This is a genomic window from Streptomyces sp. ME02-8801-2C, from assembly GCF_033793965.1.
Classification (GTDB): domain Bacteria; phylum Actinomycetota; class Actinomycetes; order Streptomycetales; family Streptomycetaceae; genus Streptomyces.
Window position 1 is genome coordinate 612,355 of the sequence record NZ_JARAXP010000001.1, and the last position, 17,444, is coordinate 629,798.

Annotated in this window: 8 protein-coding genes and 1 pseudogene; 7 read left to right on the forward strand and 2 right to left on the reverse strand. The window is 70.5% G+C overall.

Annotation, left to right across the window (positions count from 1 at the left end):
* Positions 1-203: 203 nt before the first annotated feature.
* From PV396_RS02675 to PV396_RS02690, 4 genes are read left to right on the forward strand one after another with little or no spacing between them, the layout of a single operon-like run.
* A complete protein-coding gene (locus PV396_RS02675; RefSeq protein WP_319199934.1) occupies positions 204-4,196 on the forward strand; it encodes a PglY protein in 3,993 nt (1,330 codons plus the stop codon).
* Entirely contained in the window at positions 4,196-6,973 is a 2,778-nt protein-coding gene (pglZ, locus tag PV396_RS02680; protein WP_319199935.1) for a BREX-2 system phosphatase PglZ, read from the forward strand. Before PV396_RS02675 ends, pglZ begins: the two co-directional genes overlap by 1 nt.
* Complete coding sequence (gene brxD, locus PV396_RS02685) at positions 6,970-8,310, forward strand: BREX system ATP-binding protein BrxD (RefSeq protein ID WP_319199936.1); 1,341 nt, start codon at positions 6,970-6,972, stop codon at positions 8,308-8,310. The genes pglZ and brxD overlap by 4 nt, the downstream gene beginning before the upstream one ends.
* Positions 8,307-10,439: a DEAD/DEAH box helicase gene (locus tag PV396_RS02690; RefSeq protein ID WP_319199937.1), complete on the forward strand. Its 2,133-nt coding sequence runs from the start codon at positions 8,307-8,309 to the stop codon at positions 10,437-10,439. Before brxD ends, PV396_RS02690 begins: the two co-directional genes overlap by 4 nt.
* A gap of 235 nt (positions 10,440-10,674) precedes the next feature.
* Here the strand turns inward: PV396_RS02690 and PV396_RS02695 are convergent, their stop codons facing one another.
* Together PV396_RS02695 and PV396_RS02700 are read right to left on the reverse strand one after the other, a co-directional pair.
* Positions 10,675-11,532 carry a GNAT family N-acetyltransferase gene (locus PV396_RS02695; RefSeq protein ID WP_319199938.1) on the reverse strand — a complete coding sequence of 286 codons (858 nt, stop codon included), beginning with the start codon at positions 11,530-11,532 and terminating at the stop codon, positions 10,675-10,677.
* A gap of 158 nt (positions 11,533-11,690) precedes the next feature.
* Complete coding sequence (locus PV396_RS02700) at positions 11,691-12,608, reverse strand: ribosome-inactivating family protein (RefSeq protein ID WP_319199939.1); 918 nt, start codon at positions 12,606-12,608, stop codon at positions 11,691-11,693.
* Between the two features lie 358 nt (positions 12,609-12,966).
* Here PV396_RS02700 and PV396_RS44980 point away from each other — a divergent pair.
* The 3 genes and pseudogenes from PV396_RS44980 to PV396_RS02715 form a co-directional block, all read left to right on the forward strand.
* Positions 12,967-13,374 (forward strand): annotated as a pseudogene (locus PV396_RS44980) (hypothetical protein); the annotation flags it as partial.
* A 152-nt stretch (positions 13,375-13,526) separates the two neighbouring features.
* Positions 13,527-16,625 (forward strand): WD40 repeat domain-containing protein, encoded by a 3,099-nt coding sequence (locus tag PV396_RS02710; RefSeq protein ID WP_416071327.1) that lies wholly within the window; start codon positions 13,527-13,529, stop codon positions 16,623-16,625.
* Positions 16,626-16,753: 128 nt separating this feature from the next.
* Positions 16,754-17,407 (forward strand): hypothetical protein, encoded by a 654-nt coding sequence (locus PV396_RS02715; protein ID WP_319199942.1) that lies wholly within the window; start codon positions 16,754-16,756, stop codon positions 17,405-17,407.
* Positions 17,408-17,444 lie beyond the last annotated feature (37 nt).

Genomic DNA, 17,444 nt, shown 5'->3' on the forward strand with positions numbered 1-17,444 from the left:
CCTACCCAGCGGGCACCCGCGGTGATCCACCGGGCACGGTGCGATACGGCGAATCCGGCCCGGGAGGCGTCGATGTCGGTCCCACCTGGCAGGATTGGGGAGCGCGAAAGCAGCGCGCGAGACATTGAGCGGAACCGTGCAGTAGACAGCGCGATAGAACAGCGCAGCAGAACAGTGCGGCCGAGAGAGGGACTGATCGCCTGATGCCCACCAGTGAGCTCTTCCTCAAAGATGTCATCGACATCAAGGAGGACGTCCATGCCGGCGACTTCAAGATCGAGCTCTCCCAGGGTTTCACCGAGTCCGACGCGCGGGTGGCCGAGTACGTGGTCACCGAGCAGCTCCAGGAGGCCTTCCGGCAGGCGCTGAGCATCGTGTCGTCCTCCGTCCGGTCGGGCAACTCGCAGGCCGCCTATCTGCACGGTTCGTTCGGCTCCGGCAAGAGCCACTTCCTGACCGTGCTGCACGCCGTGCTGAACAACCACGCCGCGGTGCGCGCCAAGCCTCGGCTCATGGAGGTCGTGGCGCCGCACGACGACTGGCTGCGCCGGAGCCGGTTCCTGATGGTGCCCTACCACCTCGTCGGCTCCGCCGACCTCGACTCCGCGCTCCTCGGTGGCTATGTCCACACCGTCCGCGAACTCCACCCCGACCAGCCACTGCCCGCCGTGTACCGGGCCGACGCGCTCCTCGCCGACGCCCGTACCCAGCGGGAGTTCCTCGGCGACGACGCCAAGTTCCTGCAGTGGCTCGGCAAGGGTGCCGCGGCCCTCGCCCCGACCGGGACCGCCCCCGTGGAGGCCGACCCGGACGACATGCCGATGCTGGACGGCGGAGCGGTGGAGGCGCTGCCCGCCGGGACCTGGACCGGCGCCGACTTCGACCGGGCCTTCGCCGCGAGCGCGCAGGACGACCCGTACCGCGAGAAGCTGGTCGCCGCCCTGCTCAGCGGTCCCATGGCCTCCTACGCACAGGGCGTGCGCGGCGAGGCAAGTGCGTTCGTGCCGCTGGAGAACGGACTCAAGGTCATCTCCCGGCATGCCCAGTCCCTCGGCTACACCGGAGTCGTCCTCTTCCTCGACGAACTGGTTCTGTGGCTCCAGGCGAAGATGGGCGATCAGGACTTCGTCCGCGACCAGGTGCAGCGACTGGTCAAGCTGATCGAGTCGGGGGACAGCGGCCGACCCGTCCCGATCGTGTCGTTCGTCTCCCGGCAGCGTGACCTGTCCCAGCTGATCGGCTCCGATGTCGTCGGGGCCGATATCAGCAACCTCGAGCAGCAGATCGAGTACCTCGCCGAGCGATTCGACGTCGTCGACCTCGAGGACAGCAACCTCGTCGAGATCATCAAGCACCGTGTGCTGTCCCCGAAACCGGGCATGGAGTCGGTGCGCGACGACGCGTTCAAACTGGTCGAGTCGTCCAACGACGAGGTGCGCCAGATCCTCCTGGACGCGCAGGGGCGCACCGAGGCGTCATGGGACGACTTCCGGGAGCTGTACCCGCTCTCGCCGGCGCTGCTCAACGTGCTCGTCGACCTGTCGGGCGCGTTGCAGCGGGAGCGCACCGGCCTCAAGCTCGTGCAGGAACTGCTGCGCCGCCGCCGCGAGGACCTGAAGCTGGGCGAACTCATCCCGCTCGGTGACCTGTGGGACGTCATCATGAAACGCTCCGGCGCGGCGTTCACACCCCGGCTGCGCAAGGATGCCGAGATCGCCGGAGACTTCCACGAGCGGGTGCGCGAGGAACTGCTGCGCAAGTACAAATCTCCCGACGACAAACGGTTCCAGGCCGACGAGCGGTTGATGAAGACCCTGCTCCTGGCGGCCCTCGCACCCAACGTGCCCGCGCTGACCCGGCTGAACGGCACCAGGCTCGCCGCGCTGAACCACGGCTCCATCCGCACCCGGGTAGGTGACGCCGGCTCCGTCGCCGCCAAGCGGCTGCGGGAGCTGCAGATCACCTTCGACAGCGAGTTGCGCAGCGAGGGCGACCGCGCCGACCCCGTCTTCCACCTGCATCTTTCCGATGTCGACGTCGAACCGCTCCTCGAAGAGGTCCAGGGCGTCGCCGACCAGCTCGGCTACCGACGGCAGTGGATCAAGGACCAGCTCTGGCGCGAGCTCGGCATCCAGGACACCCAGCCCTTCGTCTGTGAACGGGACGTCGTCTGGCGCGGCACCAAACGGACCGTCGAGTTCATCTTCGGCAATGTGCGCGACACACGCCTGCCCGACGACGAGTTCGCGCCCCAGCAGCGCGGAAACCTCCGCATCGTCTTCGACTACCCCTTCGACGAGGGCGACCACGGACCGGTCGAGGACCTCCAGCGCGTCGCCAAGCTTCAGCGGGCGGGCCGACGCGAACCCACGCTCGTCTGGCTGCCCGACTTCCTCTCCGAGCAGACCTCCCGGCAGCTCGGCCGCCTGCTGAAGATCAACTATCTGCTGGAACGCGACCGGCTCGACGAGCACACCGCGACCCGCCCCGTCGAGGAGCGGGCACAGATCCGCAACCAGCTCAAGGTGTCCCGCGACAACATCAGCGGCCACCTCACCGAGGCCCTGCTCCAGTTGTACGGGATCAACCGCGCCGAACCGGAGATCGTCGGGGCGACCGTGCCCGACGGGCAGCATCTCGTGTCCCTGCAACCGGGGTTCACCCGCACCCGGCCGGAGCCGTCGGTCGGCTTCGAGCAGAACCTGCTGCTGCTCGCCGACGGCATGTTCGCCGCCCGCTACCCCAAACACCCCGACTTCGACCCCCGGCTGACCCGCAAGGCCATCACACTGCGCGAGCTCAAAACCACCATGGAGTGGATCACCCGTGCGATGGCGGACGGATCCCGGCGGGTCGTCGTGGACAGCCATCACCTGCCCGTCGTCCGGAAGATCGTGCACGCGCTGGGCCTCGGCGAGGTCCACGACGGCCCGCTCAACGTGACCAACGACTGGCGGCTGCGCATCAACAAGAAGGCCGCCGAGACCCCCGACACGAACGAGGACCTGGCGGTCGAGACGATCCGCGGCTGGATCACCCAGCTCGGCTACGAAGGCCTCGACCGCAACGTCGGCAACCTGATCATCGCCACCTACGCACTGCTCGACGACCGGACCTGGATCTACCAGACCCAGGAGGCCCCGCAGGCCCCCGAACTGGACCGGATCGTCCCCGGCTACGGCCTGCGCGCCGTAGCCCTCCCCGACGAGGACACCTTCGCCACCGCGCTGCGACGCGCCGGAGCGATCTTCGGGCAGAGCGTGTCGCCCGTCCTCTTCGCCAGGAACGTCGCGCGGCTCGCCGCACAGGTGCGCACCGTCGCCGACGAGCACCGGGCGGCGGTGGGGGAGACCCGGTCGCTGCTCCACGACAACGCCATACGGCTCGGCCTCGAAGGACCCGGTGGCGCGGACGCACCGCGGCTGAAATCCACCAAGGCCGCCGCCGACCTGATCGCCAGACTGCTGCGCACCGGTGACGCGACACTCTTCGCCCAGGAACTGGCGGGCGCCACCTATGAGGTGACGGACAGTCAGATCGGTGCGGCCCTCAAGCAAGCCCCGGAAGTGCTGCGGGTGCTGCGGGACACCGACTGGTCCGACCTGGAGATGGTCCGCGACCTCGCGGGCCGGGACGACAGCGTCGGCGACCGCGCGACGCGACTGCTCGACAACGTACGGCGGGCCGCGAACGCCCATGAGGAGGACGAGTCGCTGATCCCCGTGCTGGGCTCGCTGCAGGAGTCCGCCGTGGCCCTGATGAGGGAGGCCACCCGGCTCGCCCAGGCCGCCCGGCCCGTCGAGCCCGCCCCGCGCGCCGAGCCGACCGCGGAGGACGTACGTCTCACCGAGCACGGCACACCTCCGGTGGCCGCAGGTGCGGGCGCATCCTCGAGCGCCACGTCCGTGGAGCCGGTCCGGAACCCGAGCCACGACCCGGTGACGCGGGACCCACGGCTGCTCTTCTCGGCCGAGCCGGCCGTCGCCGCTGCCGCGTACGTCGTCGAACCCACCCGGCTCGAGGCCACGCTGGCCGCGACCGTCGACGGGCTCAGCGGTGAGATCCGCCGCTTCCTGGCCGCGAACCCCGGCACCCGTGTTCAGGTCACCTGGCGGGCCGTCGAAAACGCTCCGGACGGGCTCGCCACGGAGGAGTCCAATGCAGACAGCGACGACGAGACGGGGACCGGACACTGATGGCACAACTGCCGCAGGTGGGTCGGCGCACCGTCGAGGCGCTGCTCGACCGGCACGCCAAGAAACTGGCCGACCACAGCCTCATGCTGGTCCACGGGCGGTACGCGGCCGGCTCGGCCACCACCTTCACCGCTGAAGTCGGCAAGCAGACCCGGCGCGTCACCGTACGCGACGAGTCCTCCGTCCTCGGCATCCTCGCCACCTGGCACAGCCACCGCGACGAGGCCGCGCCAGGCGACCTGCTGGTCGTCACGACCGGCGTCGACGACGACCAGCTCGGCTGGGACGTGCGAGGACACGCGGTGCACCGGCGCACCCTCACCGTCGAGAAAGCCGAGATCGTGATGCAGCGGTTCGGGGCGACGGGGTTGGACGTGCGCATGTACCGCGAGGACTGGCTGCTCCAGGCCCTCGTCGACGCCGAACCCACCGGACAGGGATGGCCGCGCATCGCAGGCGTGCTCACCCGGGACGCCGCGCTGCGCGCCCTGGTCGTCGAGCGCCTCGGCCTCGATCACCCGGACGTCTCGCCCAACTCGACGGTGGAACCCGCCGTCGACGCCGACGCGCTGCTCGCCTGGTCGCGCACCCCGGCAGGACCCCGGCGCTTCGCCGAACTCGCCGACACCGAACGCGCGGAGCTGAAGAAGTGGCTCGGCGAGGTCGCCGGTCCCGCCGTGTCCGTCCTGCTCTCCCTCGCCGAGACCGGGCGAGGACACGACGCCATGGCACTCGGCCTGCTCGGCGCCGCGCTGCGCGACCCGGGGGCAGGCCCCGACGTGGTCCTGGCCGTCGGTGGGCTGTTCGGCCAGGCAGGGCCCCGCAGAGGCGAACTCGGCGCCTTCACCGATGCGGTGGAGGGCACTCTCCTGCGCTGGATCGGCGAGGCCACGGGGTCCGTCGACGCACGGCACAAGGTCTTCGCCGTGCTGCAGCGCGCCGACGAACTCGCCCACGACGCCGGGCTCACCGGGGGCCTCGTCGGTAGCCGCTTCCTCCCGTCCAGCTTCGCCGCCCAGCTCTCCACCGTCGTCGAGGCCGCCCGCACGTCGCCCGCCCAGGGCGAGGCCGCGCTCGCCGATCTGGCCGGGCACGCGCTGGTGGGACTCTTCCGCGACCGCGTGCGCGTCGCGGAGATGGCCGTGCGCCTCGCACGGTGGCTGCGTCAGGGAGCGCCCGCCGTGACTTCCGTGGCCGCGGGCGTGCGCGAGCACGCCGCCGAGTGGGGATGGGCCGACCGGGCACTCTCCGTACTCTGGGCCGGCGACCCAGGCGGCGACCCGGCCGCCGCGCAGAGCCTGCGCGAGCTCTACGAGGACGGGCGGGCACAGCGCGACCACCTGGACGAGCAGTTCGCCCGGTACCTGGCCAAGTGGGTCCCGAACGCCACGGCCCAACAGCCCGGAGGCTGCCTGGTCGTCGAGAACGTCCTCGACACCGTCGTACGTCCCCTGACAACCAGCGGGGCGCCCCTGGTGATCGTCCTCGACGGAATGAGCAGCGCCGTCGCCGCGCAACTCGGCGAAGAGGCCGAACGCGAAGGCTGGCGGGAGATCGTGCCGCGGCCCGCCGCAGGCGAACGGCCCACACGCCTCGCAGCCGTCTCCATGCTGCCCTCGGTCACCCGGACAAGCCGGGCGTCCCTGCTCACCGGTACGGCGGTCCAGGGAGGGCAATCCACGGAAGCCTCCGGATTCGCCGCGTTCTGGAAGAAGCGGCGCAAGGACGCGGCCCTCTTCCACAAGGCCTCGATAGGGGGCGACGCCGGCCACTTCCTCGCCCAGGAACTGACCGCCGCACTCGCCTCCGACGCGGTCGTCGGCGTCGTCCTCAACACCATCGACGACGCCCTCGATTCCGGCCAGCAGGGACAGCGCACTGTGTGGTCCCTCGGCGACATCACCTACCTGCGCGAAATGCTGGCCGCCGCCCGCAGCTACGCACGTCCCGTCGTACTCGTCGCCGACCACGGCCACATCATCGACCGCGGTCGCGGCGAAGCGACCCCTGCCGCCGACGGTGGCGGATCGGCGCGCTGGCAGCCGGGCAGCCATGCCGACGAGGGCGAAGTGGTCCTGAGCGGACCCCGCGTCCTCGAAGGGAACGGCAGCATCACCACGCCATGGCGCGAGGACATCCGCTACGCCGCACGCCGCGCCGGCTACCACGGTGGTGCTGCCCTCGCCGAGGTCACCGTTCCCGTCCTCGTCCTTGTTCCCTCGACGGAGCTCGCCCCGCGCGACTGGGAACCGCTGCCCCGCGAACAGGCCGCGCCCTCCTGGTGGCAGGCCACCGCCGCCGGCCTTGTGGAGGCGGGAGAACCGGAGCAGGAGAACACCACGCAGCCCAAGCGCAGGCAGGCGAAGCCCGCCCGCCAGCAGGGCGAGGGCCTGTTCGGCAACGAGGACGTCATGGGGCCCGAGCCGGCGCCGGAGACACCCACCGCGCCTGCCACCCTCGGCGGACGCGTGGTCGCGAGCGAGGTGTACGAGGCGCAGAAGGAGTACGTCCGTAAGGCGCCCGAGAGCAAGGTCGTCGCAGCAGTCATCGACGCGCTCGCCGCTGCCGGGGGCACCATGTCGCCGGCCGCCCTGGCCGCCGCGATCTCGGCGACCGGCCGGGTGCGACGTAACATCGAGGGCTTCGTCGCCACCGTGCAGCGCCTGCTCAATGTCGAGGGATACCCGGTACTGGGCTTCGTCGACGCCGGGCACGCCGTGAAACTCGACATCGCTCTGCTCCGGGACCAGTTCCTGTCCAACAAGGAGACACCATGACCGCGGCGGCTTCGGCCAGCGCCGTCCGGCTGCGCGAGGTGATCGACGCACTGCGGCGCGGCACGGTCCCACAGTCAGGTCTCGACCTGCTCGCCGTGGGCCTCGGCCGGTTCGAGGCCGCGCTCGACGACGACCTGGCCGCCACCGCACGAGGCGGCGCGGCCTTCCACGCCATCCGTGGCGAGTATGGATCCGGCAAGACCTTCTTCGCACGGTGGCTCGCGGAACGGGCCAAACGGTCCGGGCTGGCCACCGCCGAGGTTCAGATCTCAGAAACCGAAACCCCCCTGCACAGGCTGGAGACGGTCTACCGGAGGCTCACCGAACGCCTGACGACCGCCACGCACCAGCCCAGCGCCCTACGGCCGGTCATCGACTCCTGGTTCTACACCCTGGAGGAGGAGGTCCTCGACGCCGGTGAGACGGACGAGGACGACGAGGCGTCGCTCGCCGCCGCCGTCGATGTGCTGATGGAACGCAGACTCGCCGACGTCGCCAGGACCACCCCCGCCTTCGCCGCCGCACTGCGGGGCTACCGACGGGCCGTGACCGCCGGGGACGGGGCGACCGCCGAAGCGCTCATCGCCTGGCTCGGCGGCCAGAAGTCGGTCGCGGCCTCCGCCCGCCGCAGCGCGGGCGTCCGCGGCGACCTCGACCACTTCGCGGCCCTCGGTTTCCTGCAAGGGCTGCTCACCGTGCTCCGCGACTGCGGCCACCCCGGTCTCCTCCTCGTCCTCGACGAGATCGAGACCCTGCAACGGGTTCGCGGCGACGTCCGTGAGAAGGGCCTCAACGCACTGAGGCAACTCCTGGACGAAATCGACGCGGGCCGCTTCCCGGGGCTCTTCCTGGTCATCACGGGAACTCCGGCGTTCTACGAGGGCCAGCAGGGCGCGCAGCGGCTGCCACCGCTCGCCCAACGCCTCGCCACCGACTTCACGACCGACCCGCGCTTCGACTCCCCGCGCGCGGTCCAACTGCGACTGGCGGGCTTCGACCTGCCGCAGCTCGGCGAACTCGGCCGTACCGTACGGGACTTGTACGTGCAGATCGCCCACAGCCCGGGGCGCGTCGCCGACCGGGTCGACGACACGTACCTGATGGAGCTGGCCGAGGCCGTCACCGGCGGACTCGGCGGAAACGTCGGCATCGCGCCCCGCGTGTTCCTGCGCAAGCTGGTCGCCGACGTCCTCGACCGGGTCGACGAGTTCGACGACTTCGACCCGCGCAAGCACTACGCACTCACCGTCACCGCCTCCGAACTCACCGAAACCGAGCGCAACGCGGCCGCGGCCGGGGCCGGCGACGCAGGCGCCATCGAACTGGAGCTGCCGTGAGCGCCGGGAATCTGGATCCGGCGCTCATTCACCACATCGTCAACACCCTGGGCTGGCGGAGCCTGCGCACGCTCCAGGAAGAAGCCGTCACCCCGCTGGTCTGCGGAGACGACGCCATCCTGCTCGCGCCCACCGCAGGCGGCAAGACCGAGGCGGCTGCCTTTCCGCTGCTGACCCGGATGATCGGCGAACGGTGGAGCGGCACCTCCGTGCTCTACGTCTGCCCGCTGAAGGCCCTGCTCAACAACCTGCTGCCGAGGCTGGAGACCTACACTTCCTGGCTCGGTCGCAGCGCGGCCCTGTGGCACGGGGACACCACGGCCGGTGCCCGCAAACGGATCCTCTCCGCTCGGCCCGATGTACTGCTCACCACACCGGAATCGCTCGAAGCAATGCTGGTGAGCGTCAACGTCGACCACACCTCGTTCTTCTCGGGACTGCAGGCCGTTGTCGTCGACGAGGTGCATGCCTTCGCCGGAGACGACAGGGGCTGGCATCTCCTCGCCGTACTGGAAAGACTGCAGCGCGTAGCGGGCCGCCCGGTTCAGAGGGTCGGCCTGTCGGCGACTGTCGGCAACCCGGACGCACTGCTCGAATGGCTACAGGGCTCGGGGGCGGCCAAACGGCCGGGGCAGGTGATCGCTCCGCACCTTGCCGAGCCCACACCCGCGACAACCAGTGCCGCAACGTCCGTACCGCCGGGAGACATCCAGCTCGACCATGTCGGCTCGCTCGACAACGCGGCCACCGTCATCGCCGCCCTGCACCGCGGTGAGAAGCGGCTCGTCTTCTGCGAATCACGGCGATTTGTCGAGGAGCTGGGAGAGAAGCTGCGGGCGAAGGGTGTAACGACGTTCCTCTCCCACGCCTCGCTGTCGCTCGACGAACGCAGGCGCGCCGAAGCGGCCTTCGCCGAGGCCCGTGACTGCGTCATCATCTCCACAAGCACCCTGGAACTCGGGATCGACGTCGGTGACCTGGACCGCGTCATCCAGATTGACGCACCCGCCTCGGTCGCCTCTTTCCTCCAACGCCTCGGCCGCTCCGGACGACGCGAGGGAACCGCACGCAACTGCCTCTTCCTCGCGCTCGACGAGGACGGGTTGCTGGAGGCCGCGGGGCTGCTTCTGCCATGGTCGCAGGGCTGGGTGGAGCCCGTCGTGGCACCGCCTGAGCCACGGCACATCGTCGCCCAGCAACTCCTTGCCCTGTGTCTGCAGGAGCATCGTGTCGGTGAGCACCTATGGCAGGAATGGTGGAACGGACTCGGCCCGTTCGGCACGTCCGCCGAACCGATCGTGCGCCACCTTGTCGACTCGGGGTACCTGGAGCGGGACGGCGGCATGCTGTTCATCGGCCCGGAAGCCGAACGACGCTTCGGGCACCGCCACTTCATGAACCTCACCGCCGTGTTCACTGCGCCACCGCAGTTCACCGTCCTGCAGGGGCGCTCCGAGATCGGCCGCACAGACCCCAGCCTGCTCACCGAACGGGTCGACGGCCCGCGACGTCTGCTGCTGGCCGGGCGGAGCTGGCAGGTCACCTACATCGACTGGCGTCGCAGGCGTTGCTTCGTCGAACCCGTCGACGGTGGCGGCAAGGCGAAGTGGAGCGGGGCCGGGTTCGGCCTGGCCGGGTCCTACGAACTCACTCGCGCGGAACGCCGGGTCCTCCTGGGCGAGGAGCCGCCCGTCAACCTGACGCAGAGGGCGAGCAACGCACTGCGGAAGGCACGCGAGGAGTACATCGAGCGGGTTCACCCCGGCGGCACTTTGATCATCCGTGATGCGGGCGGCCACCTGCGCTGGTGGACCTGGGCCGGGCACCGCACGAACGCCACGCTCGCCGCGACCCTCGACGAGATCACCGTCCCGGCGCAGCACATCAACGACCGCTGGATCCGCCTCCGGGAGGACGTGACCGCGCGCAGCTGGAGCGAGGCGACGAGAGACGCGACGGACCGCCTGTGCCTCCCGTCCGTTGATGAACGGGCACTGCGCGGCATGAAGTTCAGCGAGGCCCTTCCACCACGCCTCGCCGAGGCGACGTTGGCGGCCCGCCTGGCCGATACGGAATCCGCCGCTGCTGTGCTTGCCGAGCCCGTGCGCTTCCTCTCGTACGACCGCTGACATCATAGTTTCGCTTCGGCTTTGCACTATATGACCCTCCGGCTGAGCGTCAAGCTTGGCGTAGTGACGCTCGTTTGACGCTTTCGGCTGTCCGAGGCTTATGGCGAGTGCTGTAAAAGGGTTCTTGACCTGCGAATTCGCTTCAGGAGGGTTGGCCGACACCTTTCCGATGACGCATCATGTGGAGTGTGTCGCCATCCTCGAGCCGGTGGCAAAGGGTGTCTGACCTGCTGTTTTAGTCGAAGTCGTACACCGTGAAGTCAGTCACCGGGCGGTAGCCGATCCGCTGGTACAGGCTGTTGCTGGTGGGGTTGGACAGGTCCGTGAACAGCAGCACCTCCGTTGCGCCCGCCGCCAGTGCCGCCCGGCTCACCTCGATCGTCGCGGCGCCCGCGTAGCCGTGGCCGCGCAGGTGGGCCGGGGTGTAGACGGGGGTCACCCGGATCTGGCCGGCGACCATCGGGGTGACGCCCGCCATGGAGACGGCTGTGCCGTCCGGGGTTTCCCAGAACGTGACGCGTCCGTGGGCGATGCGCGTGTCCGCCCATGAGCCGCTGTCCTCTGCGGGAGTTCCTCCGATGTCGGCGACGAACTCGCGTTTCCAGCGCATGAGTTGCTCGCGGTCCTGCTCACCCGCGATTCGACCTCGGCCCTCCGGGAACCGCTCCGGTGGTGTGAGCCTGCCGAGTCGGTACAGGCGCTCCCGCTTGTGGAGCGTCGGTGTCGCGCCGGTGTGCCGCTGCCAAGCCTCGGCGAAGGCGGTGGCGGTGTCGTGGTCCGCCATGACGCCGGGGAGGGGGCGGCCCAGGCCGGCGAGGTGGGCGGCGAGGGTGTCGGCCTCCTCGGGAGTGAGGGGGGTCGGATTCAGACGCTGGGGCGGGGTGCGGAAGAAGGTCGCCCGGACCTGGCCCGCCCGCTCCAGCAGGCCGAGGACGGGGGCTTTGGCGCCGTACGCGTCCGACCCGCGCGTGCGTAGCGTCTCGGTCACCGTCAGTGGGAGGGTATGCAGGGCGGGGCGCGAGTGCAGGAAGTCTCCTGCGCGGGCTAGGAATTGGTCGACGTCATCGGTGAGGTGCCAGGCATCCGGGCGCATGCCTCATGATTCCGCGCGTTCACGGACTGCGCCCGTGGGTTTCCGGCGGTGGCGATGTTGGAGTCGCCGACGTCTTCCGTCCGCGTCCCGCTCCGGTTGGTGGCCGGTGCGGGGCGTGGACCAAGGGATCGCCGTGGCGCGGCAAAAGGCTCGCCGTGTCACAGAGAGTGGTGGACGGCCACCGCCAACTGGGCGTCGATGGCCTCCAGCGTCCAGAGGTGGCCGTCGCCGATGGGGTAGTTCGGGGCCCGGTGATTGTGGGTCGCGTTCTGGGCGGCCCTGGAGATGCCGTCCCAGTTGTTCTCGAGCTGGATGCCCGTCACGTCGATGCCGCTGCCGCTCGACCCGTTGCTGCTGATCCTCGACGACGTTCCCGGGTACCACTTGGAGCTGCCCCTGATCGCCTGGCTGATGCGGTAGGAGATGAAGTCGAAGCGGGCGCCCTCGGCGAGGGCCTGGGTGAGGATCAGCAGGGAGCGCGCCTCGTTCCGGCCGGCTGACGTGCTGTTGGGGCTGCCCAGGTCACTGATCGCGCCCTGGATGGTGCCCATGGAGATGCCCAGGCTGTCCCGGCCGACACCTGCGGCCCTCTCCATGTCGTTGTAGTTGACCCACTCGAGGTTCCGGGTGCGCGCACCGGCATAGGTCTCCGGCCCTGTGCGCAGCCGCCCGTACGTGTCCGTGCTGTCATTGCGCCAGCCGACGACGTACAGGTTCCTCGCGTTGATCACCAGGGTGACCTGGCTGTTGCCCATGGCCAGGGTGACCGGGAAGTAGTCGTCCGCAGGCCTGGTCAGGATGATGTTGCGGTAGAGGTGGGTGCCCCTGAGTCGTCCCCGGATGTCGTTGATGATGGCGTCGAAGCGGTTGGCGAAGTCCCTGTGGACGCCGACCGTCATGTCGTAGCTCATACCGTCGGTCGGAACCTCCTTGTCGACCAGCTTGACCTGCGAACCCAGGGGAGACGAGTGGTTCGCTGACGTGAGCCCGCTCACGCCGGTGACGGCGACCGCGACGAGCGCGGCCGACGTGACGGCCGTGGTGGACAGCTTGCGGATCGCGTGGAATCGGGACATGGCGCTGTTCTCTCCAGGGGGTCGGCATTGAGTGGTGGGCGTGCCGGGATCCGGCCTTGCCCCGACGAGATTCGCAACCGGCAAGTTGATAGGCACCCCCCTTTCCTCACCTCGATCAACCCTCGCGAGCGTCGGTGGATCGACGGCTTCACCTGGTCGTCATCCGGGGGCAATCCGGACGTCGCCGGGCGACTCGTATGGTCATCGCTCCTGATGTCTCTTTTCGCCAGGTGTACGGAGGTACGAGTAGATGGGGCGTCCCGAGAGACCCTTGGACCCGGCGGCCGGTCCCGTGCAGCGGCTCGCCTGCGAGTTGCGGGAGCTGCGCAGGGGCGCGGGCAGTCCCTCCTACCGGACGATGGCGGCGCTGGCGGGGTTCTCCTCGACAACGTTGTCTCAGGCCGCCGCCGGCGAACGACTGCCCTCGCTCGCCGTCGTCCTCGGGTTCGCGCGCGCCTGCGGGGGCGAACCCGAGGAGTGGGAGATCCGGTGGAAGGAGGCCGAGGCGGAGCTGGAACGGGACCCCGCCGGACTTCCCGAGGACGTTCCGTCGCCGTATCGCGGTCTGACGCGGTTCGAGCCGTCCGACCGGCATCTGTTCTTCGGGCGGGACCGGGTGGTGAGTGAGGTCGAGGACCTGCTGGTCCGGCACCGGTTCGCGGTGCTGTTCGGTCCCTCGGGGAGCGGCAAGTCGTCCCTGCTGCGGGCCGGCCTGATCCCCCGGCTGCAGGAGATGAGCGCGGCGCGCCACGACCCCGTCAAGCTGCGGATCCTGACCCCCGGGCCCACGCCCGCCACGACCTACGGCCACCTCTTCACCCCGGCCGAGGGCGAGCCGGAGAGCTGGGTCGTCGTAGCCAGTTCGAGGAGGTCTTCACCCTCTGCCGTGACCCGCACGAGCGCACCCGCTTCATCGATCTGCTGCTCGCCGCACGCGACCCGGCCAGCAGACTCCGGGTACTGGTCGCCGTACGCGCCGACTTCTACGCCCGTTGCGCCGAGCACCGGGACCTGGCGGACGCCCTGCGAGATGCCGCGCTGCTGCTCGGGCCGATGGTGGCCGCCGAGCTGCGGGAGGCGGTGGTCGGCCCGGCCCAGGCGGTCGGCTGCCTCGTCGAACGGACACTCACCGCCCGGCTGATCGACGAGGTCCAGGGCGAACCCGGCGGACTGCCGATGCTCTCCCACGCCCTGCTGGAGACCTGGCGCCGGCGCAGGGGCCGCACGCTCACGCTCGCCGCCTACGAGGCCGCCGGCGGGGTGCGCGGCGCGATCGCGGCGAGCGCCGAGAGGGTGTACGGCGACCTGTCGCCGGAGCAGGCCCGCACCGCACGGCACCTGATGCTGCGGATGGTCGAGCCAGGCCAGGGCACCCCCGACACCCGCCGCCCCCTCACCCGCGCCGAACTGGGGGAGTGGGCGGTCCCGGACGCGACGGTCGTGGTGGAGCGGCTGACCCGTGCCCGGCTGCTGACCGCCGACGAGGAGGGCGTCCAACTCGCCCACGAGGCGCTCATCACCTGCTGGCCCCGGCTGCACGCCTGGATCGAGCAGGACCGCGAACGGCTGCGCCACCACCGGATGCTCGCCGACGCGGCCCGCTCCTGGCTGGAGCACGACAGCGACCCCGGCGCCCTGTACCGGGGCACCCGGTTGACCCGCGCCGAGGAGCTGTTCCCCGACCACGAGCGGGACCAGGCGTTGACGGCATCGGAGCGGAAGTTCCTCACCCGCGCGATCGAGGCCCGCGAGTCGGAGCGCCGGGCAGCCGCCCGCGCCGGCCGCAGGCACCGTTTCCTGACCGTGTCGCTGTCCACCGTCCTGGCCGTGGCCCTCCTGACGGGCCTCGCCGTCTGGCGCGAGTACGACGACAACAGGACCCGGCGCACCCGGGACGCGGCCCGCCACATCGCCGATGTCGCCGACGCGCTGCGCACGACCGACCCGCGTGCCGCGCTGCTGCTCGGGGTGGCCGCCTGGCGGACGGCCGAGCTGCCCGAGACCCACCGCGCCCTGCTCGGCGCCCTCTCCCAGCCGGAGGCGGACGCCTTCACCGACCCCGAACCCGGCGACGACTCCGGTCGCTTTCTCACCGGCTCCGGCCGGACACTGCTCAGCGTCGAGGGCCGCACCTGGCGCACCTGGAACGTGGTCACCCACCGCCGCACCGCCTCAGGGCGCATCCCCGCCGGGGAGACGGTGGTCGCGGTGAGCGAGGACGCGCGCGTGCTGGCGCTCTCCGCCAGCGACGGCATACGGCTGTGGGACACGGCCACCGGAGGATGGACCGGTGACCGGGCCCGTCCGGAGGAGATCTTCTCCACCGTCGACATCACCGGCGTCGGGTATCTGGTGTCCTCCGTGGACGGCGGCAACCAGGCTTCGCTGCGTTCCGTACGGGACGGCCGTCTGCTGTTCGCCACGCGGTCGGCCGGTGCCGACGCGGCCGCCGCTCAGGGCCCCGACGGTCCGCTGATGGCCGTCTGCCCCTCGGCGTCAGCCGCACCGCAGGTATGGGACACCGTCCACCACCGCGCCCTGCCCGGAGACTGGACGAAGGCCACGGACGTCTGCGGCGACGACGAGTCCTCGCCGGTGCTGGGCTCGGGGCGGCTCGCCGTGGTCACGGCGAACGGCGTCCGCGTCTGGGACCTCCGGTCGGGACACCAGCTGGCCGAGCTCTACCAGCCGGACGTGGAGTACACCTCCTTCAGCGACGAAGGGGAGTTCCTGGCGACGGCCGACAGCACAGAGGTCACGGTGTGGCGGCTGTCCTCCCCCGACGCCCCCGTCTTCCGGCACGCACTCAACGGGCAGCACCTGTACCGGGGCCTGTACTGGGACCCGGGCCACCCGACCCTGCGCTACCTCGAGGGCGGCACCGTCCACTCCCTCGACCTGACCCGGGCCCTCACCCCCGCCTGGCGCGGGCACTCCCTGGACGACGTGCTGCTCAGCCCGGACGGCCGCACCCTGGCCACCGCCGAACGCGTCGGCAAGGGCGGCAAGGGCAAGGGCGACAGCCCCGGCTTCCGCTTCCAGCTCCGGGACACCATCGACGGCCACGTCGTACGGACGCTGCCGTCCCCTCCTCTTCCCGTCTCCCGTGATCCCGCGCGCCCGGTCGTCTTCGGCGACATCACGCCCCTGATGGCGTTCGACCCGGACAGCGGCACACTCGCCTACGGCGTCTACATCGCCGGTTATGAGGCCGCTCCCCAGCTGATCACGCTCTGGGACGTGTCCCGCCGACGCGCACGTACCAGCCTCGATCTGGCGACCCGCGACTCCGCCGAGGCCGTCATCAGCCTGGCCCTGGACTCCGGCGGGCGCAGGCTGTACGCCGTTCGCACGCCCGGTGTCGGTGAGCTGCGCGACGAGGTGTGGGACACCGGCCGCCGCCGGCGGCTCTCGACCCTGCCCGGTCTGGGCGGCGGCGACCGGGCCGTGCGCCCCGACGGCCGGCTCCTGGCCGGGGACAACCGCCTCGCGCGTCTTCCGGGCGGTTCCGTCACCGGACGCAATCTCGTCCAGGGCGACGAGATCGGCGCCTTCGCCTTCGACACCGACGGCTCGCTGCTGGCTGTGGGCGACCAGACCGGCCGGGTCGCGCTGTGGGACGGGAACGCTTGGCACCGGGTCGGTGTGCTGCGCAACGTCTTCCCCGCCGTGCACGGCACCACCCCCGAGGCGGTCTCCGCTCTGGCCGTGAGTCCGGACGGCCGCATCCTCGCCGTCGGTGGTGACGCGGGCAGCCTCCAGCTGTGGGACGTGGTCGCCCAGCAGCCGCTGGGCGGACCGCTGACCACGGCGGGCGAACATCTCGACTCGCTCGCTTTCGGCCCGGACGGCACGACCCTGTACGCGGGCAGCACGCATGTCCCGCTCCAGCGGTACGTCGTCGATCCCGAGCGGGTCGTGGCGCAGGCGTGCGCGCGGGCGGGCGGCACCGGCCTGACGCGGGGGCAGTGGCGGACGTACGTTCCGAACGCCCCGTACCGGAGGGTGTGCGGTTGATCGGGTTGATCGGGTTGATTCGCCTCCCCGGAGGATTGATAGCCCTGATGAAACGGGTGGTCGATCAACTTTTGGGCTCTGAGGATCAACCTGTCGCCGAGTCGACCGACCCGATGGGAGAAACCCCTGTGAACCCCAAGAAGACCGGCCGCGGAACACTGGCCGTCCTCACCTCCGCCCTCGCCCTCCTCCTGGTGCCCGTCTCCGCGGGATCGGCCAGTGCCAACTCCAGCCCCGGCTGGGGTGACGACCGGCCGGACGTGGTCTGGGACTGCAACCACGGCAAGGCCAAGTGCTGGTACCACGAGGTCAACGCGTGGACGGCGCTGGGCAAGCGCCGGGAGGTGGGAAACCCGGTCTACAACTGCTCCGGCAGCCAGACCGTCGACCAGACCCTCACGTGGCGGACCGACCGCACCACGTCGTACTCCTTCGAGCAGTCGACGTCGGTGGAGGTCTCCGCCGGCCTCGAGAAGCAGATCGAGGCGGGCATGTCCGCCAGCTCGACGCAGACGGAGACCTGGACGGTGGGGAGCACCCTCAGCGCCACCCAGTCGCTCGAGAGCCATGTCGGTCCTCATGAGGCCGGCGGCTGGTGGTTCGCGCCGTACTGGCGTCACTCCCAGGGCTGGATCGAGGCCCACTACGGCAAGCGCAACCACGGCCACTACTACTGGTACTACCCGGGCCAGGGCTCCACGGGCGTCCAGACCACCACGCCGGTGAGGCTGTCGGACGGCCAGATGAAGGGGAAGTGGTACTGGGCGACCTGGAAGTGCTGAATGCGGCGCGGTGCTGACCGCGCATGAGCTCGCTGTA